Annotated in this window: 16 protein-coding genes; 10 read left to right on the forward strand and 6 right to left on the reverse strand. The window is 73.8% G+C overall.

The window, feature by feature from the left end:
- The first annotated feature begins 96 nt into the window (after window positions 1-96).
- The 7 genes from AB0I79_RS30850 to AB0I79_RS30880 all read left to right on the forward strand — a co-directional run bounded on the left by AB0I79_RS30850 (window position 97) and on the right by AB0I79_RS30880 (window position 7,335).
- Entirely contained in the window at window positions 97-1,242 is a 1,146-nt protein-coding gene (locus AB0I79_RS30850; RefSeq protein ID WP_357880186.1) for an MFS transporter, read from the forward strand.
- A gap of 83 nt (window positions 1,243-1,325) precedes the next feature.
- On the forward strand, window positions 1,326-2,855 hold the full coding sequence (locus AB0I79_RS30855) for an alpha-L-arabinofuranosidase C-terminal domain-containing protein (protein WP_357880189.1): 1,530 nt from the start codon (window positions 1,326-1,328) through the stop codon (window positions 2,853-2,855).
- Between the two features lie 68 nt (window positions 2,856-2,923).
- Window positions 2,924-3,919: a LacI family DNA-binding transcriptional regulator gene (locus AB0I79_RS30860; RefSeq protein ID WP_357880192.1), complete on the forward strand. Its 996-nt coding sequence runs from the start codon at window positions 2,924-2,926 to the stop codon at window positions 3,917-3,919.
- 17 nt (window positions 3,920-3,936) lie between these two features.
- The gene (locus tag AB0I79_RS30865; protein WP_357880195.1) at window positions 3,937-4,806 is read left to right on the forward strand and encodes a helix-turn-helix transcriptional regulator; all 870 of its coding nucleotides are present in this window, start codon (window positions 3,937-3,939) and stop codon (window positions 4,804-4,806) included.
- Between the two features lie 83 nt (window positions 4,807-4,889).
- Complete coding sequence (locus AB0I79_RS30870) at window positions 4,890-5,897, forward strand: alcohol dehydrogenase catalytic domain-containing protein (protein ID WP_357880198.1); 1,008 nt, start codon at window positions 4,890-4,892, stop codon at window positions 5,895-5,897.
- A 14-nt stretch (window positions 5,898-5,911) separates the two neighbouring features.
- Window positions 5,912-6,808, forward strand: a complete 897-nt coding sequence (locus AB0I79_RS30875; protein WP_357880200.1) for an SDR family NAD(P)-dependent oxidoreductase — start codon at window positions 5,912-5,914, stop codon at window positions 6,806-6,808.
- Between the two features lie 11 nt (window positions 6,809-6,819).
- Window positions 6,820-7,335 (forward strand): XdhC family protein, encoded by a 516-nt coding sequence (locus AB0I79_RS30880; protein ID WP_357880203.1) that lies wholly within the window; start codon window positions 6,820-6,822, stop codon window positions 7,333-7,335.
- 70 nt (window positions 7,336-7,405) lie between these two features.
- On the opposite strand, the gene AB0I79_RS30885 is transcribed toward AB0I79_RS30880, so the two are convergent.
- From AB0I79_RS30885 to AB0I79_RS30900, 4 genes are all read right to left on the reverse strand, one after another.
- Window positions 7,406-8,611 (reverse strand): cytochrome P450, encoded by a 1,206-nt coding sequence (locus AB0I79_RS30885; RefSeq protein ID WP_357880205.1) that lies wholly within the window; start codon window positions 8,609-8,611, stop codon window positions 7,406-7,408.
- A gap of 39 nt (window positions 8,612-8,650) precedes the next feature.
- Entirely contained in the window at window positions 8,651-9,139 is a 489-nt protein-coding gene (locus AB0I79_RS30890) for a hypothetical protein (RefSeq protein WP_357880208.1), read from the reverse strand.
- A gap of 63 nt (window positions 9,140-9,202) precedes the next feature.
- Entirely contained in the window at window positions 9,203-9,673 is a 471-nt protein-coding gene (locus AB0I79_RS30895) for a hypothetical protein (protein ID WP_357880211.1), read from the reverse strand.
- 102 nt (window positions 9,674-9,775) lie between these two features.
- Window positions 9,776-10,819, reverse strand: a complete 1,044-nt coding sequence (locus AB0I79_RS30900; RefSeq protein ID WP_357880214.1) for a methyltransferase — start codon at window positions 10,817-10,819, stop codon at window positions 9,776-9,778.
- 143 nt (window positions 10,820-10,962) lie between these two features.
- Here AB0I79_RS30900 and AB0I79_RS30905 point away from each other — a divergent pair, with 143 nt between their 5' ends.
- Together AB0I79_RS30905 and AB0I79_RS30910 are read left to right on the forward strand one after the other, a co-directional pair.
- Window positions 10,963-11,739, forward strand: coding sequence for an NPP1 family protein (locus AB0I79_RS30905; protein WP_357880217.1), 777 nt, complete (start codon window positions 10,963-10,965; stop codon window positions 11,737-11,739).
- A 100-nt stretch (window positions 11,740-11,839) separates the two neighbouring features.
- A complete protein-coding gene (locus AB0I79_RS30910) occupies window positions 11,840-15,328 on the forward strand; it encodes a BTAD domain-containing putative transcriptional regulator (RefSeq protein WP_357880219.1) in 3,489 nt (1,162 codons plus the stop codon).
- 134 nt (window positions 15,329-15,462) lie between these two features.
- On the opposite strand, the gene AB0I79_RS30915 is transcribed toward AB0I79_RS30910, so the two are convergent.
- Window positions 15,463-16,434 (reverse strand): hypothetical protein, encoded by a 972-nt coding sequence (locus AB0I79_RS30915; protein ID WP_357880221.1) that lies wholly within the window; start codon window positions 16,432-16,434, stop codon window positions 15,463-15,465.
- The gene (locus AB0I79_RS30920) at window positions 16,434-17,834 is read right to left on the reverse strand and encodes an AMP-binding protein (protein ID WP_357880223.1); all 1,401 of its coding nucleotides are present in this window, start codon (window positions 17,832-17,834) and stop codon (window positions 16,434-16,436) included. Before AB0I79_RS30920 ends, AB0I79_RS30915 begins: the two co-directional genes overlap by 1 nt.
- A 404-nt stretch (window positions 17,835-18,238) precedes the next feature.
- Between AB0I79_RS30920 and AB0I79_RS30925 the strand changes: the two genes are divergently transcribed.
- The gene (locus tag AB0I79_RS30925; RefSeq protein ID WP_357880225.1) at window positions 18,239-19,300 is read left to right on the forward strand and encodes a Glu/Leu/Phe/Val dehydrogenase dimerization domain-containing protein; all 1,062 of its coding nucleotides are present in this window, start codon (window positions 18,239-18,241) and stop codon (window positions 19,298-19,300) included.
- Window positions 19,301-19,320: the final 20 nt, after the last annotated feature.

A 19,320-nucleotide genomic window follows, 5' to 3' on the forward strand; every position in this document is an offset into this window, starting at 1 on the left:
GCACGTCCACAGCATCGCATGGTTGACGGGCCGTGCGGTCCCCGCATACCGTGCCGGGGCGCCGGCCGGCGGCGACGGACACGGAGGAGCCCAGGCATGCCCGCACCGGTCCGGGCCCGCGTGGCCGTCTCCCTGCTCTACGTGATCATGAGCATGCCCATCGGCGGCTGGGCCGCCAGGGTCCCCGAGATCCGCCGGCAGGTGGGCGCGGACGACGCCCTCTGGGGCCTGGCGAACACCGTGCCGAGCATCGGCAACCTCGCCGGCCTCTGCGCGATCGTGCTGCTGGCGGGCCGGGTCTCCAACCGGCTGCTCGGTGTCGCCGGGGCCGCGCTCGTCCTGCTCACCGTGCCCCCGCTCGCCGCCTCGGGCAGCTTCGCCGCGGTGGTGCTCGGCCTGACGACGTGGGCGCTGGTCTCCCTCGTCATGGCCGTCCCCATGGGCGCGCTGGCGCTGGAGGTCCAGCGCCGCTACGGCAGGCCCCTCATGGGCGGCTTCGACGCCTGCTTCGGCGCGGGCACGCTGGCCGGCGGGCTGACCGGCACCCTGGCGGCGGCGCTGGACGTGCGGCCGTGGGCGCAGTTCGCGCTGACGAGCGCGCTGCTCGGGCTCTGCCTGGCGGCGACGGCCCGGTGGCTGCCGCACGAGGCGGGCGGGGGAGCGGGGAGGCCGCGCGGGCGCTTCACCCGCAGGGTGCTCCCGCTGACCGCCATGGCGTTCCTGTCCGGGTACGTCTCGGAGGCGGCGGTCCTCTGGAACGCCGTCTACGTCTCCGACACCATGGGCGCCGGCCCGGTCGCCGGCGGCGTCGCCTACACCGTCGCCACCACGGCCGGAACGGTGACGCTGCTGGCCGTGGACCGGGTCACCGCCCGCCTGGGCATCGTCCGCATGGTGCGGGCGTGCACCCTGTTCGCGGCCGGCGGGTTCGGCCTCTGCCTGCTGCTCGGCACCCCGATGGCGGCGGTGGCCGGGTTCGTCCTGCTCGCGGTCGGCATGGCAGGCGTCAACCCCGCCCTCTACACGCTGGCGGGCCACCAGGAGGGGCTGTCGCCGAGCGAGGGCGTGTCGATGGTCGAGCTGGGCCAGCTGCCGGGAGCGTCGATCGCCGCACCGGCCCTGATCGGCGCGCTGAGCGGGCCGGCCGGCCTCCGCCTCGCCCTGACGTCCATCGTCGTCGCGGTGCTGCTGCTCGGCGTGCTGGCCGGCCGGCTGCGCCCGGCCGGAGACCGGGTGTGGTGAGCACCTTGACACGGGCATGTGTATCGATAAAGTTGCCTCGCATTTATCGATACACATCCCGTGCGAGAAATGGTTCTCTCCCCATGAGCGACAACGTCGTGCCCGCTGTCATCAACCTCGACGTGACCGGCCCGGTGATCAGCCGGCACCTGTACGGCCACTTCGCCGAGCACCTGGGCCGGTGCATCTACGGCGGCTTCTACGTGGGCGAGGACAGCGACCTGCCGAACGAGGGCGGCATCCGCCTCGACGTGGTGGAGGCGCTGCGCGCGCTGGACATCCCGAACCTGCGCTGGCCGGGCGGCTGCTTCGCCGACGAGTACCACTGGATGGACGGCATCGGGCCCAAGCAGGAGCGCCCGGCGATGGTCAACACCCACTGGGGCAACGTCGAAGAGAACAACCACTTCGGCACCCACGAGTTCATGGCGCTGTGCGAGCTGCTCGGCGCGGAGCCGTACATCAGCGGCAACGTCGGCTCCGGCACGGTCAAGGAGATGAGCGACTGGGTCGAGTACCTCACCCGCGAGGGCGACTCCCCGATGGTCAGGCTGCGCAAGGCCAACGGCCGCGAGGAGCCGTGGAAGATCCGCTTCTGGGGGCTCGGCAACGAGGCGTGGGGCTGCGGCGGCCACATGAGCGCCCAGCAGTACGCCGCCGAGGCCCGCCGGTTCGGCACCTACTGCCGCGACCACGGCGGCAACAAGCTCTACCGCATCGCCGCCGGCGCCAACTCCGCCGACTACGCCTGGACCGAGACGCTGATGAAGCAGCTCGGCGAGCTGGGCTGCGCCTACCGGCCCGCGCCCTTCATGCAGGCGCTGTCGTTCCACTACTACACGATCCCCGGCACCTGGCAGGACAAGGGCGACGCCACGGCGTTCGACACCGACGACTACTACCGCACGATGGTCCAGGCCGCCCGCGTGGACGAGCTGATCACCGGCCACTCCAACGTCATGGACTGCTACGACCCCGGCAGGAACGTGGGCCTGGTGCTGGACGAGTGGGGCACCTGGTGGAACGTCGAGCCGGGCACCAACCCGGGCTTCCTCTACCAGCAGAACACGCTCAGGGACGCCCTGGTCGCCAGCCTGCACTTCGACATCTTCCACCGCCACGCCGACCGCCTGATCATGGCCAACATCGCCCAGACGGTGAACGTGCTCCAGGCCATGATCCTCACCGACCCCGACACCAAGGCCCTCGTGCTCACCCCCACCTACCACGTGTTCGAGATGAACAAGGGCCACCAGGACGCCGCCTCGCTGCGCGTCGACCTCAAGGCCGCGCTCCCGGCGCGCGAGGTCGGCGGGACGAGCCTGGCGACCGTCTCCGTGTCGGCCAGCCGCAAGGACGGCCGGGTGCTGATCTCGCTGTCCAACCTGGACGCGGCGGACGCGGCCGACGTCGAGCTGGACCTGCGCGGCGGCACGGTGGCCGAGTTCGGCGCCCGCATCCTGACCGCAGGCAGCCTCCAGGCCCACAACACCCCTGACGCGCCGGACACCATCGCCCCGCGCGCCCACGAGCAGGTCACGGCCACGGCGACCGGCCTGCGCGTGCACCTGCCCGCCCACTCCTTCGTCACGGTCGAGGGCCGGCTGGGCTGACCGGGCGCGCAGGTGGGGCGCGATAAGCTCGACGAGGAGGGCGGGGAGAGCGGAGCGTGGGGCACGGCATGGTGACCATGGGAGACGTCGCCCGGCTGGCCGGGGTGTCGAAGATGACCGTCTCCAACGTGGTCAACAACCGTGCCGGGGTCAGCGACCCGGTCCGCAGGCGCGTGCTGGAGGCCATCCGGCAGTCGGGTTACCGCGTCAACGTCTCCGCCCGCACGCTCAAGTCCGGGCGCACCGGCGTGATCGGCCTCGCCGTGCCCGACATCGAGGCCGCCTACTTCGGCCATCTCGCCTCCCACGTGATCGGCGAGGCCCGGCGGCGCGGCTTCCACGTCGCGGTCGAGGAGTCGGGCGCCGACGCCGGCGGTGAGGCCGACGCCATCGCCCGCTCCCGCACCCTGCAGTTCGACGGGCTGATCCTCAGCGCCGTCGAGCTCGACCGGCTGGAGGAGCCCGCCGACGCCCACTATCCCGTCGTCATGCTGGGCGAGCAGGACTTCGGCGGCCGCTTCGACCACGTCGCCATGCCCAACGAGGAGGGCACCCACGCCGCCACCGCGCACCTGGCCGACCAGGGCTGCCGCCGGATCGCCATCGTCACCGGCGGTAGCCTCGAAGGCGTGAACGTGGTGACGCGCCGCTACCGGGGCTACCGTGCCGCGCTCGCCGAGCGCGGCCTCGACGTGGACCCGCCGCTGCTGTTCGCCCTCGACGACATGAGCATGGAGGCGGGCCGCGCCGCGGCGCACCGCCTGGTCGACTCCGGCCGCGAGGTGGACGGCGTGGTGGCGGTGACCGACACCGTCTGCCTGGGCATCCTGCGCGGCCTGGCCGACCGCGGCCTGCGCGTCCCCGGCGACGTGCGGGTCGCCGGCTTCGACGACATCCCGGCGGCGGCGTACGCGGTGCCGTCGCTGACCACGGTGGCGCCCGACCACCGGTGGATGGCCGCCAAGGCCGTCGAGCTGGTGACCCAGCGCATCGCCGCGCCGCTGCGCCCGACCGGCCAGTACGTCGCCCCGTTCGAGCTCGTCATCAGGGAATCGAGCCGCTGAGCAACCGGGAGGTAACGGTGGATCTCGGAGAGCTGGGCGCGTTCCTCAAGTCGCGCAGGGACCGGCTCGCCCCGCAGGCCGTCGGCCTGCCGCCGGGCACCCGGCGGCGGGTGCCCGGCCTGCGCAGGGACGAGGTGGCGGAGCTGGCGAGCATGTCCGCCGACTACTACACCGAGCTGGAGCAGGGCCGCGGCCAGTGCCCGTCGGAGCCGGTGCTGCACGCGCTGGCCCGCGCCCTGCGCCTCGATCCGGACGAGACCGCGCACCTGTTCCACCTGGCCGGCCATCCGGCGCCGCTCGGCGCCGAGCCCGTGCGCATGCAGGAGGCGCTGCGCCAGCTCATGGACCGGCTCCAGGACACCCCCGCCATGGTGATCACCGACCTGCACGAGGTGGTGGTGCAGAACCATGCCGCGCAGGTGCTCGTCGGGCCGCAGGCGGGGCTGACCGGCGTCCGGGCCGGCTTCCTGTTCCACTGGTTCACCGTCCCGGCAACCCGCGACCTCTACCCGCCCGACGACCACGACTACCACTCCCGGCTGCTCGTCAGCGATCTGCGGGCCGCCGTCGCCCGCCGCGGCCCCGCCGACGCGGCCTCCCGCGCTCTGGTCGACCACCTGCTGGGCGCGAGCGCCGAGTTCGCCGGGCTGTGGCAGGCGCGCGAGGTCAAGGTGCGCCACGAGGAGTACAAGCGGGTCGTCAACCCGGCGCTCGGCACCCTCAAGGTCACCTGCAACAGCATCGTCACCGCCGACGCCGCCCAGCGGCTGCTCTGGTTCGTCCCCGACGACGCCGGCGCCGTGCCGAAGCTGCACACGCTCGACCCCGCCGAGGTCTGGCGCGACACCCCCGGCCCGGCGTTCGGGCTGTTCAGAAGCTGGGGTTGAGCACCCCAGGCTGTTCAGGAGCAGGTGGGGCAGTCTGGTGACAGCGGTACGGGGGCGTCACCCGGGCCGCGGGAGGAACCGTCATGCGAGCAGCACTCGCCACCGGGGTCGAGACCCCGCTGTCCCTGATCGAACGCGAGATCCCGGAGCCGGGCCCCGGCGAGGTCCTGGTCAAGGTCACCGCCTGCGGCCTGTGCTTCACGGACCTCAACCTGCTGCGCGGGCACTACCCCTTCGCCCGCTTCCCCGTCGTCCCCGGCCACGAGATCACCGGCACGGTCGCCGCGCTCGGCAGCGGCGTCACCGGCCTGTCCGTGGGTGACGCGGTCGGCGCCCAGTTCCTGTACGACTCGTGCGGCCACTGCGACTACTGCGTGTCCGGCGACCAGATCCTCTGCCCGGCCAAGCGCGTCACCGGCATCGTCGCCGACGGCGGCTACGCCGAGTACACCCTGCTCAAGGGCGGGTACGTGACCCCGCTCCCGGCCGGGCTCGACCCGGTGGCCGCGGCGCCGCTCATGTGCGCGGGCCTGACCGCGTTCAACGGCCTGCGGCGGGCAGGTGCCGGGCCCGGCTCCCGGGTGGCGGTCATCGGCAGCGGCGGCATCGGCGCGCTGGCCATCAGGTACGCCGCCGCGATGGGCGCCAGGGTCGCCGTGATCGGCCGCTCGGCCACCGGCGAGGCGACCGCCAAGGAGCTCGGCGCGGAGCTGTACGTGGCCACCCGCGACACCGACCCCGCCGCCGCGCTCAAGGCCTGGGACGGCGGCGCGAACGTCATCCTGAACGCCGCCCCCTCCAACGAGGCGGCCTCCGCCGTCCTGACCGGGCTCGCCCCCGACGGCACGCTCGTGCTCTGCGGCTACGACAACACGCCGCTCACCCTCGCCGCCCAGCCGATGGTGCTCAACCGGCTGCACGTCATGGCCTCGCCGTCGGGCTCGCCGCACGACCTGCGCGACGCGCTGGCCTTCTCCGCGCAGCACGGCATCCTGCCCCAGGTCACGCCGATCGCCCTCGACGAGGCTCCGGCCGCGCTGGAGGCCATGGGCGGCGGCTCCGCGGGCGGCCGTCGCGTCATCACGTTCTGACGAGGAGATCTCCCATGAGCAAGACCATCCTGATCACGGGCGCCGGTTCCGGCTTCGGCGCGCTGTCGGCCCGCGCGCTGGCACGCGCCGGCCACACCGTGTACGCGGCCATGCGCGCCACCGCCGGCCGCAACGCCGCCCGCGTCGCCGAGGCCGCGCGGTACTCCGGCGAGCACGGCGTGGACCTGCGCACCGTCGAGCTGGACGTGCTCTCGCAGGAGTCCGTGGCCGCGGCGGTCGGGACCGTGCTGGCCGAGGCGGGCGCCATCGACGTGGTCGTGCACAACGCGGGCCACATGGTGCTCGGCCCCGCCGAGGCGTTCACCCCCGAGGAACTGGCCGCCGTCTACGACACGAACGTGCTGGGCAGCCAGCGGCTCAACCGGGCGGTCCTGCCGCACCTGCGCGAGCGGGGCCAGGGCCTGCTGCTGTGGATCGGCTCCAGCTCCACCAGGGGCGGCACCCCGCCGTACCTCGCGCCGTACTTCGCCGCCAAGGCGGCGGCCGACGCGCTCGCGGTGTCGTACGCGGCCGAGGTGGCCCGCTTCGGCATCGAGACCACGCTCGTCATCCCCGGCGCGTTCACCTCGGGCACCGACCACTTCGCCAACGCCGGCCACCCGGCCGACCAGCGCGTCGTCCCGGCCTACGACGAGCGGTACGGCGGGCTGATGGAGCAGGTGGGGGAGCGGCTGGCCGCGTTGCAGCCGCCCGGCGCCGACGTGTCCCTGGTCGCCGACGCCGTCGTCCAGGTCGTGGACGCCCCGCACGGCAAGCGGCCGTTCCGGGTGCACGTCGATCCGATCGACGACGGGTCGGCGGAGGTGAGCGAGGTCGCCGACCGCGTACGGGCGCGCTTCCTGGCCCGCATCGGCCTGGAGGACCTGCTCACGCCGAGCCCCGCCGCGTAACGTACGGGGGTATGACCCACACTCACGATGAGGACCCGGCGTGTGAGGTGGCCCACAGCGACGCTCCCGCCGCGGAGGGCGGGCGGACGCTGGTCGCCGTCTTCGCTTCCCCGGTGGCAGGCTGCCTGCTGAGGTTCGGGGCCGAGCTGGGCTATCGCCCGGTCCTGTACGAGCCCGACCCCGAGCGGCACCTGGCCGGATTCGCGCCGGCGCAGCGGCTCGCCGACCATCTCGACGGCACGGCGGACGTGGTGCTCACCGACCACCACCGCGACGAGATCGGCCCGATCCTGCGTGACGTGCTCAAGTTCCCCGTCCGCTGGGTCGGGATCATGGGCAGCGCCCGCCACAGCGCGCCGCACGTACGGGCGCTGGCCGAGCTCGGGGTGCCGCCGGAGGAGGTCGCCCGGGTACACCGGCCGATCGGGCTCAACATCGGCTCGCGCACCCCGCCCGAGATCGCCGTCGCCACCCTGGCCGGCCTGATCGCCGACCGCAACGGCCGCCCGGGCGGCTTCGCGTTCTGACGCGTCCCGGCTCGGGCCGGGGAGTGGCGGGGTGCGCCGCACGAGGTTCCGCGGCGCACCCCGCACCGCCTCAGCTCTGGACGAGCGAGAGCCGCCGCACGCCGGTCAGGGTCGGCGTCGGGATGAACTGCACCGGGTCATCAGGATCCGTACGGAGCCCATCGAACCGGTCGAGCAGGATGTTCAGCGCGACCCGCCCCTCCAGCCGGGCCAGGGGAGCGCCCAGGCAGAAGTGGATGCCGCGCCCGAAGGCGAGATGCGGGTTGGGATCGCGATGCGGGTCGAAGGCGTCGGGGTCGGGGAACTGCCGGGGGTCCCGGTTGGCCGCACCCAGCCAGCACATGACCATCTGATCGGCCGGGATGGTCACGCCGCCGAGCTCGACCTCGCGGGTGGTGGCGCGGCCGAGCGCCGCGAACGGCGTGAACAGCCGCAGCGACTCCTCGATGACGGCCGGGATCGAGGCCCGGTCGGCGCGCGCCCGGTCCTGCTGCTCGGGGTAGGCGTCCAGGCACAACACCGTGTTGCCGAGCAGCATCGTCGTGGTGATGTGCCCCGCGAGCAGCAGCACGATCGCGAAGTTGACCACCTGCTCGTCGGGCAGGCGCTCGCCGTCCACCTCGGCCTCGACCAGCCTGGTGAGCAGGTCGGCGCGCGGCTGCCGGCGGCGTTCCACGGCGTGCCCCCCGAGGTAGTCGGACATCTCCTTCCACGGCTTCATCACCGCCTGGAGCTCCGCCTCCCGCTCGTCCGCCGGCTGGTTGACCGAGACCTTGGCGTCGCGCTGGAACAGCGCGTCGGCCCACCGCTTGAACAGGGCGCGGTCGCTGCCGGGGATCCCCAGCAGCTCGGCGATGACGATCACCGGCAGGGGATAGGCCAGGTCCGTCACGAGCTCGAACCGCTCCCGATCGCGCGCCGCGTCGAGCAGTTCGTGGGTGAGCGCGGCGATCCTGGGCTCGAGATCCGCGACGACCTTGCGGGTGAAGGCGCTGCTGACCAGCTTGCGCAGCTTGCCGTGCTCGGGCGGGTCGATCTGGGTGATGAAGCCGTCCAGCGAGAAGTCGTCCTTGGACGGCAGCATGGACTCGGGAACCACCCGCATGGTGTCGGAGGAGAACGCCGCCGGGTCACCGAGCACGTCGTGCAGCTCCTGGTAACCGTAGACGTTCCACATTCCGGCGTCGGCCGCGAACTCGACCGCCGGGCCCGATCGGGGCCCGTGCAGCCAGAAGTGTTGTACGGGGATGTCGTACCGTTCGACGATGTCGGCCATCGCCTCTCCTTGTTGTAGATCCCTCGATGGAGACGTACGTCAGGATGACGTGTCGCGGTACTCCTGCCAGCGGTGGAGCATCTCGTCCCCGTCCTGCACGGTGAAGGCGAAGAAGTCCCGGGTCTCCTCCAGCCGGTCGCGCTGGCCGGTGCGGTCCTCGTCGAGGATCGACAGCCCGTACTCCAGCGTCTCCAGGCTCTGCTTGACCAGGTCCAGCTGGACCCGCAGGATCTGCGCCCACCCGCCGTTGACCGCGCGGTAGCGGTGCTCGCGGGTGGCCGCGGGGACACGTTCGATGATGCCTCCCGCCTCCAGTTGCCTGGCGACCGTGCTGACGGCGGTCTTGCTCAAGCTGAGCTCCGCCGCCAGGTCGGTGAGCGAGGGGTCGGGAGGGTCGCAGATCATGAGCCACGCCCACAGGCGGCCCATGGTGCGCGTGCCGCCCAGGCGCTCCATGACCAGCCCCATCCGGTCGACGAACTCGCTCTCCGAAGGCTTCACGGGCGTCAACTCCGCAACGATCGTCAAGTACGTACTTTACGAAGTGTACGTCGCGGGCCGGAGGGCGGGAAGAGCAGGGATACGGCGGGATCAGCCTGCCTGGCCCGCGACCTGGTCGATGCGGACGAACGTGGCGCCCTGGGCGGCGGCGCGGGCGCCGAGGACGTGCCCGTCGCACATCCGCGTGACCGTCCCTGCCAGGTCGATCACCTTCCACGTGGCCGGCTCCTCGCACGGCCGGCCGAGCCGGTCGTAGCTCCAGGTGCGCCGGCACACCCGGCACTCCGAGACGCCCGCCCGGGAGGAGAGCGTGTTGCCGTGCTCCTGGCACACGCCCCACGGCAGGCCGCACGGCCGCACCTGCAGCCTGGCCAGCTCGGCCGCCGCGCGCTGCAGGTCCTCGGCGGCCCTGGCCAGCCAGCCCGCGGCCTGGCGCGCCTCCACGAGCGGGTCAGGCTCGGGCGAGCCGTCGGCGGAGCCGCCGCACAGTGCCCAGACCTCGGCGGTGAGCGCCTCGGCCCGGGTCGCGAGGGCACGCAACTGCTCGGGAGTGACGGTCATGCGGGCTTCCCTCTCGCGAGGGCCGTCGCCGGTACGGCCGGGGAACTGGTCGCTGGGATGGACCCTACGTCCTGCCGGCCGCCACCGCGTCCAGGGCCGCGTCTAGGGCATGGCCGCGGCCTGGAGGATGCTGTAGCGTCCCGAGGTCGAGGTGACCTCCTCCGGCTCCCACCCGCCCGCGCCCAGCAGGTCGCCGTACTGCGACCGGGTACGCTCGCGGCCACCCAGCAGCACCAGCATGGCCAGGTCGGACAGGTGCACGGGCGACGGCGCCCACGGCTCGGGCAGCAGCATCTCCACCAGCAGCAGCCGGGCGCCCGGAGCGGCGGCGCGGCGGCAGGTGGCCAGGATGCGGACCGCGTGCTCGTCGTCCCAGTCGTGCAGGATCCACTTCAGCAGGTACAGGTCGCCCTTCGGGACCTCCTCCAGGAAGTCGCCGCCGACGAGGTCGATCCGGCCCGCGAGAGGGGAGCCCTGGAGCCGCTGCCGGGCCGCCTCGATCACCGGCGGCCGGTCGAGCAGCACGCCGGTCGCCGCCGGGGCCTTCTCCAGCAGCGCGGCGAGCAGCACGCCGTAGGCGCCGCCGACGTCCACGAGGCGTTGGTGCGCAGAGGGGTCCACGGCGGCCGCGACGTCGGCGGCGACCTGCGCCGACTGCTCTCCCATGCCCAGGGCGAAGTGCTCCGCCTCCTCGGGATGGGTGGCCAGGTGCTCCCAGAACGAGTGGCCGAGAACCGCGGGCGCGACCGGCCCGCCGGTGCGGACCGACTGCTCGAAGTCCCCGACGAGCCGCCACACCGTCGGGGAGCCGTAGGCGACGGCCAGCTCGCGGATGGCCGTGGGGGAGTCGGAGCGCAGGCATTCGCCCGCCTCCGTCAGCCGGTAGCGGTCGGGCCCGGTCTCCGTCATCAGGCCGACCGTGGCGGCGGCCCGCAGCAGGCGCAGCAGGGCGCCGGGATGGGCGCCGACGGCCGCCGCCAGGTCCTGCGCCGGGCGCGGCCCGGCGGCCAGCTCGTCGGCGACGCGCAGCCGGGCCAGGACGAAGATGATCTGGGAGTGCCAGAAGCCGCTCAGCAGCCGCTGGACGTGTTCCGCGGGTGTCTCGCGCCCGCCGCGATCCTGGTTCCCGGTGCCGGCGTACGACATGGCCTCACTATGGCACCCGGGGTGATCGGTGTCATCGGGCCGTTTCAGGGGAGATCATCCCGGCCCTGGTCAGCGAGGCGATTTCGTGAGACGAACACTGCGGACACCACAGACCATCACCGACCACTGTCAGGAGCCTCGCCATGCCCCTCACGCGCCTCCCGATCACGATCCGGCCCTTATCCTTCGCGTCGCGGGCGCTGGCGGTCGCCGCCGTGATCGTCCTGGCCCTTCCCGGCGTCGCGTACGCGGCCCCTCCCCAGGCGCTCGACGGTGCCGCGCCGCCGGCCGACCGCACGTACCAGCCGGCCTTCGACTACGACGGCGACGGCTGCTACCCGACGCCCGCCATCGGCCGTGACGGCACCCTCGCCCCCGGCCTGGCGCTCGGCGGAGCCGTCAACGGCCAGTGCCACGACCTGTCCGACCTCGACAACACCAACTCCTACTCGCGCTCGAAGTGCAACAACGGGTGGTGCGCCTACCTGTACGGGCTCTACTTCGAGAAGGACCAGGCGCTGCCCGGCTGCTGCGGGCACCGGCACGACTGGGAGCACGTCGTGGTCTGGGTCCAGAACGGCACCGCCCAGTACGTGGCGGCGTCCGAGCACGGCGCCTACAACGTCCGCGCGCGCTCGCAGCTGCCCTGGGAGGGCACCCACCCGAAGATCATCTATCACAAGGACGGGCTCTCCACCCACGCGTTCCGCTTCGCGAACTCCGGGGAGCAGCCGGAGAACCACAAGGGCACGTGGCAGTTCCCGCCGCTCGTCGGCTGGGACCACTACCCCGCGGGGCTCCGCGACCGCCTGGTGGCGCACGACTTCGGCTCGGCCAGTTTCGGGCTCAAGGACGCCTCGTTCGGCACGGAGCTGGCCAAGGCCAAGCCGGCCGGGATCCCCTTCGACCCGTACGCCTGACGCGCCCGGCGCGGAGCTTACACGATTGTCAAAAACCGTAACGAGCGGTGTACTGCCTTCCGGAAAGCTGATCTTCAGGATCGAGCACGAGGGAGGACCGGTGGACTTCGGGATCTTGGGCACCATCCGCCTCAACGGCCCCGCGGGCCGGCTCCGTCTCAGCCGCAAGCAGCGGGCGGTCATCGCGGCTCTCCTGCTCCATCCGAACGCGACCGTCTCCACGGAGCGGCTGATCTCCGCCCTCTGGGACGATCCGCCGCGCTCGGCCGTGGCCAACGTCCAGACGTACGTCCATCAGCTCCGCCGCCTGCTGGAGGGCAGCGGCCTGGAGGTGCGTACCGAGGGGTCGGGGTACGTCTGCGAGGTGCCGCCGGGACGGCTGGACCTGCAGGTGTTCGAGGAGGGGCTGCGGCGGGCGCGCGCGGAGCGGGCGGGCGGCGACCTGGCGGCGGCGGAGCGGGAGTACGCGGCGGCGATCGCGCTGTGGCGGGGCGCGCCCGCCGAGGACGTGCCGCTCAGCGGGGCGATGGCGCCGCGGATCACCGAGCTGGAGGAACGCCTGGCGGTCGCCAGGTCGGAGTGGATCGACGTACGGCTCGCGCTCGGCCGCGAGGACCTCGTCGCCGAGCTGCGCGCCCTCGTCGCCGCGCACCCGCTGCGCGAGCGCCTGTGGGAGCAACTGGTGGTCGCCCTGCACCGCGGCGGCCGGCGCGACGAGGCCCTCGACGCCTTCCGGCAGGCCCGCGCGCTCCTGGTCGCCGAGCTGGGCATCGAACCGGGACCGGAGCTGCGCCGCCTGCACACCGCACTGCTGGCCGGCGACGACGACCTCGGCACCCGGCCGGAACTGCGCCGCCTGCGTGCCGCCTCCTCGGGCGCGAACAACGATCCCGACGCGCGGGCGGAGCTGCGCCGCCTGCGTGCCGCCTCGGCGGGCGCGGACGGTGATCTCGACGCGCGGCCGGAACCGCGCCGCCCGCCTGCCGCGGCACGGGGTGGTGATGCCGGCGCGCGAACGGAACCGGAATCGCGGGGCCGGCGTGCCGTTCCGCCGCCCGATGACGGCGATCCCGGCGCGCCGCCGGAGCCGCACCGGTGGCCGGGCGGTGAGGAGGAGGCCGGGTCCCGGCCCGCGGTGCCCGTATCGTTCCGGCGGTTGTGCCAGCTTCCCGCCGACACCGCGGACTTCGTCGGGCGCGAGGCGGAGATCGCCGAGCTGACGGCGTTGCTGCGGGCGGGGGAGGAGCGGCTCAGCCCGCCCATCGTGATCGTGTCCGGGTTGCCCGGCATCGGCAAGACGACGCTCGCCGTGCACCTGGCGCACCTGCTGCGCTCCGACTACCCCGACGGGCAGCTCTTCGTCCGGCTCGGTCAGGACGAACGCGGCCCCCGCGAGCCCGGCGAGCTTCTCGACGTGCTGCTGCGCTCGCTCGGCCTGGACGGCGCGGCCATCCCCGCCTCGGCCGAGGAACGCGCCCGCCTGCTGCGCCAGCGGCTGGCCGACCGGGCGGTGCTCGTCGTGCTGGACGAGGCGGTCGAGGAGGCGCAGCTGCGCCACCTCCTGCCCGGCACGCCGCGCGGCGCCGTCCTGGTGACCTCCCGCTCGCGGCTGCCCGCCCTGGAGGGCGCCGTACGCCTCACGCTCGACCTGCCCGGCGAGAAGGACGCCCGGATGTTGCTCGAACGCGTGGCGGGGCCCGACCGCATCGGCACGGCGCCCGGCGCGGCCGAGCAGATCCTGCGTTCCTGCGGACGCCTGCCGCTGGCCATCCGGGTCGCGGGCGCCCGCCTGGCCACCCGTCCCGTCTGGCCGGTCAGCGAGTTCGCCACCCGCCTGGCCGGGCGCGGCCTGGACGAGCTGGTCGTCGGCGGGCTGGACGTGCGGGCAACCTTCGAGCCGAGCTACGCGGCGCTGCCGGAATCGGCCCGCCACGCGTTCCGGCTGCTGGGCCTGGCGGGGCTGGACAGCGTGGCCGAGTGGTCGGTCGCGGCCCTGCTCGGACCGCCCGGACCGGAGGCGGGCGCGGCACCGGGCGGACCGGGGCCGGATGCGGCGCCGCACGGGCGCGGGGCGGATGTGGCGCTGTACGGGCAAGGGACGGGCTCGGCGGCGTACGGGCTGGAGGCGGATGCGGCGCTGGAGACGCTGGTCGCGCGGGGGATGCTCACCTCGACCGAGGTGGACGGTGCCGGGCAGCCCCGCTACCGGTTGCACGACCTGCTCAGGGTGTACGCGCGGGAGCGGGCCGAGGCGGAGGAGTCCCCGGCGCGCCGGCGCGAGGCACTGACCAGGCACGTGCTGGAGTGCCTGCGCCGTACCAGGGCCGCGACGCGCCGCATGCCGATCCCGCTGTCCCCGCCGTACCCGCGCGAGCCGGAGCCGGCACCGGCCGCCGGGGTACGGACCGGAGGGGCGTGGTCGGCGGCCTGCACGCATGCGGGTGAGGCGTGGCCGGTGGCCGGGGCGAGTGCGGATGAACTGTGGTCGGCGGCCGACGTGCGGGTGGGTGAGGTGTGGCCGGCGGCAGGCGTGCGGGCGAGCGCGGCGTGGCTGGCGGCCGAGCGGCGCACGCTGATGCTAGCCCTCACCACGGCGGCCGAGCTGGGCCTGGTCGCCGCCGCCACGGAGCTGGCCCACCACCTCACCGGCTACCTGCTCATGGACCGCTTCCTGGACGACGCCGAGCAGGTGCAGCGGATCGTGATCGGGATGGGCGACGCGTGCGCCACGCTGCGGGCCCGGCTCCTGCTGGCCGCGGTGCACATCGAGCGGGGCCGCTTCGAGCGGGGCGACGCGGAGTGCACGGCGCTGCTGGCGGACCTCGGCCACGCCGGCGACCTGCACGGCGCCGCGTACGCGCTGATCAGCAGGGCCGCGGCCCGCCACGGGATGGGCCGGCTCGACGAGGCGCTGGCCGACGCGTACGCCTCGCTCGACCTGCTGGCCGCCCACGACGACACCGCCGGGCTGGCGTACGCGTGGACCTGGCCCGTCTGGATCCACATCGAACGGGGCGAGCACGCCCGCGCCGTGGAGATCGCCAGGGCGCGGGTGGAGGTGACCCGCGACGAGGACCACACCATCCGCGGCAACCTGCTGCGTGCCCTCGGCACCGCTCTCTACCAGCAGGGCGAGACGGCCGAGGCCGTCGAGTGCTACCGGGAGAGCCTGCTGACCGCGCAGGCGACCGGCGACCGGGGCGAGATGAGCAAGGTGCTGCGCCGCCTCGGCGAGGCGCTGGGCGCGCTGGGCCGCTTCGACGAGGCGGCCGAGACGCTGGCGGCGAGCCTGCGGCTGTTCGTGGAGTGCGGAGACGCGCTCGGCGAGGCGCTGGCCGGGCACGCCCTGGGCGTCGTCCGCCTGCGCCAGGGCGACGCGGGCCAGGCTCTCGCGCACCTGCGTGCCGCGCTGGAACGGCTCGGCGGCGACGGCCCCCAGGTGTGGCGGGCCCGCACGCTCAGGGAGCTCGGCCGGGCCCATGCCCTGCTGGGCCACCCCGAGGAGTCGGCGGCGGCGTGGCGCGGCTCGCTCGCCCTGTTCGGCGACGCGGCGGAGGCCAGGCAGGTGGCGCAGTTCCTGGCGGAGTGACCGCACTGGGGGTGCCTGGCGGAGTGACCGCGCTGGGGGTGCCTGGCGGAGTGACCGCACTGGGAGTGCCTGGCCGAGTGACCGCACTGGGAGTGCCCGGCGGAGTGCCCGGCGGGGTGACTGTGCTGGCGGGATCATTCGTGGAGGCGCCAGACGACGGGCGAGCCCTGCGCCCCGGCCAGCCGAGCCTCCCGCCGCGCCAGCCCCGGGGTGGCGCCCTCGGCGACCGGCGCGCCCGCCGGTGACAGCGCGACCCACACCCCGGCGGGCGCGTCCGCGAGCTCCAGCGCCCGGTTCACCTCGGGCCGGGTCGGCGCCGGCGTCCTGCGCGCCTGCCGGCGCCGCCAGTACAGCCACTGGACGAAGATCAGCGGCCCGAGCACGGTCAGCAGCGGCATCGGCCGGCCGCCGGTGAGGACGAAGGCGATGGACACGGCCAGCAGCACGGCCTCCAGCCCGGCCGCCGACCACGCGGCCACCTTCCCGTACGCCCGCAGCGCCACCACCGGCCAGATCGACAACATCAGGCAGTCGCCGAGCCCGATCAGCGACGGATTGGCGCCGTAGGAGGTGGCCAGCACGGGCGCGAACGGCAGCCCCTGCATGCGCTGGACGAAGTCGACGGTGAGCGAGGTGAGCCCGGTGGCCAGGGTGTCGTACACGGTGAGCGCCGCGGCCAGGGCGGCTATCTGCGCGGGCGTGACGGCCGCCTGCGCCCACAGGTTCACCACGCCGACCACCAGCAGGATCAGCAGCGCGTCGTTGACCACGAGCAGCGCGAGCGGCAGGCCCGCGGCGTACGCGGCGACGTCGGCCGCGCACAACACCAGCGCCGCGATCATCGCCCATCGGCCGCCCAGCACGGGCGCGAGCATGAGCTGCGTCAGCGTCAGGACCACCAGCCCGAAGATGGACACCACGACCCCGACGGGCACGTGCAGGTACGCGAACGGCATCACGACGAGCGCGGTCACCATGACCGCGATGTCCGCCCCGACCATCCGGCCGACCGGCGGGCGGGGTATGACGTAACGGCCCAGGTAGCCGACGGCGAGCGCCACGGTCAGGGCGACGAGCGCGTACAGCGCCAGCACGTTCGGGATCATCACAGTCCTCGCTCGAAGCTGAGCTCCAGCAGGTCGGCGCGGAGCCGGCAGGGCGCGGGCAGGTCCTCGGCGGTCTCGACCAGGACGATGCCGGTCAGCGGCAGCCCGTGCGCGCGCTCCTCCAGCCGCCCGAGCAGGCCGGGGTCGTGCTTGCCCGCCACCACGTAGAGCAGGCCGCCCTCCAGCGCGTACCGGGTGGGCAGCGGCAACGCGTGCTCGGCCTGCAGCAGGTCGAGCACGTCCCGCGTGGTGAGCCCGCCGGGCGACACGCGGCCGAGCACGCGGGAGGCGGCGGGCAGCGCGGCGAGCGCGCAGGAGGGGGTCTCGCCCTCGGGCAGGGTCCTGACCAGGTCGCCGGTGACGTACCTGAGCAGGAGCGTGGTGTCGCGGAAGGTCGAGTACGGCGTCACCACGATCGTGCCGATCTCCCCGGGAGCGGCGGGGGCCAGCGTGACGGGGTCGAGTATCTCGATCAGACCCTGGTCGGGCGGCAGGTGCAGGTGACCGTCGGGGCAGACGCGGCCGGAGACGGGCGCGATCTCGGTCATGGAGTAGCCGTCGTGGATCTCCGCGCCGAACGCCTGCTCGGCCCGCTCGCGCAGCGCGTCGGTGAGCACCTCGCCGCCCGACCAGATCGTGGTGAGGGCGAAGTCGCCGGCCTTCCAGCCGCCGCGGTCCGCCTCCTGCACGAGCGCCGCCAGGTAGGAGGCGGTCAGGTTGAGGTGGGTGATCTGCGCGCGTTTGCCGGGGACGTGCAGCGGCGTCGCCAGCCGGTCGAGCGTCGCCGCCGGGTCGATGGCGCCCAGGTGGGCGAAGGCCGCCCCGGTACGGGTGACGGCCCGCTCGGTCAGGATCTGCGCGATGGAGCGGGAGCTGATCGCGTTGGCCCACACGTCGTCGGAGCGCAGGTTCCCCGCCATCATGAGCGCGAGCGCCGACAGTGACGACATGAGCTCGATCTCGTAGGCGGAGAACCAGACGAGCGTCGGCGTCCCCGTCGTGCCGGTCGTGTGCGCCAGCACGGCCGGTTTGGCCCGGTCGGAGACGAAGGCCGCCGGCCGGCCGCGCAGGTCGGCCTTGGTGGTGGGGGCGATCGAGGACAGGGTGCCGGGCGTGATCGAGGCGGGGTCCACCCCGTTCGCCGCGAACCAGTGGCGGTAGTAGGGGCTCTCGGCCGCCGCGTGCCGCACCGTGAGCCGCAGCCGCCGCCGGGTGAGGTCCTCCTGGAGCTCCGGGTCGTTGCCCGCGAGCATGTCGTCCGCCCCCTCACCGGGCGAGCCGAACGTCTCCAGGGTCTCGCGCATGTCGTCGACCAGCGCGTTCACGTCCCGCAAGCGGAACCTGCGCCCCGACATCATCGACCAGGCGTAGCCAAGCTGGCGTACCGCGGTCCCGAACACGGCTCGTCCCTCCGGTCGTGGGTGTCCCCCGGGAGACACCCTCCCGGGGGTTCACTCGTCCTCGTCAGCCGTTCAGCACGAAGATGGCGGTGGAGAGGGTGCTGATGGCGTACTTCGCGTAGCGACGGGCCGTCTTGACCATAGGGATCTCCCTGGTTCTTCCGGGGGCGCACCGGTGGCGCCCGCTGCGATCAAGGATGTGAGCGGCCGCCAGAGACTTCCTACACAACCGCTACAAAGGGCAAGATCTCAGCAGCGATCGCACCTCGAAGGCGCGGACCGGACACGATTCGGCGGTCACGGGACGGACAGCCTGTCTCCCTGCTTCCTGTAGCGCTGTGGACCTTGACCCACGGCCGTGCCTCGCCGATATTCGCGGTATCGAGCCGGGATGAGGGGTGCGCATGAGGATCGTGGAGCTCGTCTCCGTGGACGGTTACGTCGCCTTCGACCTCGACTGCCCGACGAGCGCGGGCGGCACGCGACTGGCCCCGGACGTCACCCCCGGCGAGGCCGGGCTGCTGGCGCGGGCGATGACGTACAAGCTGGCCGTGCTGGGGGAGCGGATCGGCGGCGCCAAGGCGGTGCTGCGGGCCACGGACGAGCAGCGGGAGGCCACCCTGGCCCGCTACTGCCAGGAGATCACCCCGCTGATCGAGAAGGGCGAGTTCCTCACCGCCTCGGACCTGGGCACCCGCACGCAGGACTTCGCCTCGCTGCCCGACTACCGTCCCGACTCGCTGATGCACCAGGAGATCGGCGGCGAGCTGGTGGACACGATGGTGACCGGACTGGGCGTGGTGGTCGCGGCGGAGACCGCGCTCGGCGGGCTGGCGGGGCGGACGCTGGCGGTGGAGGGGTTCGGCAAGGTGGGCGGCGCCGTCGTCCGCGAGGCCGTGCTGCGCGGCGGGCGCGTCGTCGCGCTGTCCACCCTGTACGGCTGCGTCGCCGACCCGGCGGGGCTCGACGTGGCCGCCCTGACACGGCTGCGTGCCCAGCACGGCGACGCCTGCGTGGGCCGGCTCGGGCTGCCCGTGCTCCCGCCGGAAGCGCTGTACGAGGTGGCCGCGGACGTGCTCGTGCCCGGCGCGCGCACCGGGACGCTGACCGCCGGGCGTGCCGCCCGGGTGCGCGCCGGCCTGATCGCCCCGGCGGCGAACGTGCCCTACACGGAGGCGGGGCTGCGTACGCTGCGGGAGCGCGGCGTGGTCACGCTGGCGGACTTCGTCTGCAGCGCCGGCGCCACCATCGGGTATCTCGCCGACCGCACCGGCAGTGTCCGCGACGCCGACTCGGCGCGTGCCGTGGTGGAGGAGCGGATCGCCCGGCTCACCGCAGAGGCGCTGGAGCATCCGGACGGGCCGTTCGCCGGGTCGTGCGCGCTGGCCGAGCGGTTCCTGGCCACCTGGCGCGACCCCGGCGCCCTGCCCGGCGGCCCGCCCCTCGCCCCCGACCAGGAGTCATGACCCGCCGCGCCCGCCTGCCG

Source organism: Nonomuraea sp. NPDC050202, from assembly GCF_040656115.1.
Classification (GTDB): Bacteria; Actinomycetota; Actinomycetes; order Streptosporangiales; family Streptosporangiaceae; genus Nonomuraea.

Bases quoted from the DNA above. Each gene is read 5' to 3' on its own strand.
- AB0I79_RS30885 (WP_357880205.1), bottom strand. From the start codon at position 8,611: ATGGCCGACATCGTCGAACGGTACGACATCCCCGTACAACACTTCTGG.
- AB0I79_RS30915 (WP_357880221.1), bottom strand. From the start codon at position 16,434: ATGATCCCGAACGTGCTGGCGCTGTACGCGCTCGTCGCCCTGACCGTG.
- AB0I79_RS30870 (WP_357880198.1), top strand. From the start codon at position 4,890: ATGCGAGCAGCACTCGCCACCGGGGTCGAGACCCCGCTGTCCCTGATC.
- AB0I79_RS30850 (WP_357880186.1), top strand. From the start codon at position 97: ATGCCCGCACCGGTCCGGGCCCGCGTGGCCGTCTCCCTGCTCTACGTG.
- AB0I79_RS30925 (WP_357880225.1), top strand. From the start codon at position 18,239: ATGAGGATCGTGGAGCTCGTCTCCGTGGACGGTTACGTCGCCTTCGAC.
- AB0I79_RS30900 (WP_357880214.1), bottom strand. From the start codon at position 10,819: ATGTCGTACGCCGGCACCGGGAACCAGGATCGCGGCGGGCGCGAGACA.
- AB0I79_RS30875 (WP_357880200.1), top strand. From the start codon at position 5,912: ATGAGCAAGACCATCCTGATCACGGGCGCCGGTTCCGGCTTCGGCGCG.
- AB0I79_RS30895 (WP_357880211.1), bottom strand. From the start codon at position 9,673: ATGACCGTCACTCCCGAGCAGTTGCGTGCCCTCGCGACCCGGGCCGAG.
- AB0I79_RS30880 (WP_357880203.1), top strand. From the start codon at position 6,820: ATGACCCACACTCACGATGAGGACCCGGCGTGTGAGGTGGCCCACAGC.
- AB0I79_RS30905 (WP_357880217.1), top strand. From the start codon at position 10,963: ATGCCCCTCACGCGCCTCCCGATCACGATCCGGCCCTTATCCTTCGCG.
- AB0I79_RS30855 (WP_357880189.1), top strand. From the start codon at position 1,326: ATGAGCGACAACGTCGTGCCCGCTGTCATCAACCTCGACGTGACCGGC.
- AB0I79_RS30860 (WP_357880192.1), top strand. From the start codon at position 2,924: ATGGTGACCATGGGAGACGTCGCCCGGCTGGCCGGGGTGTCGAAGATG.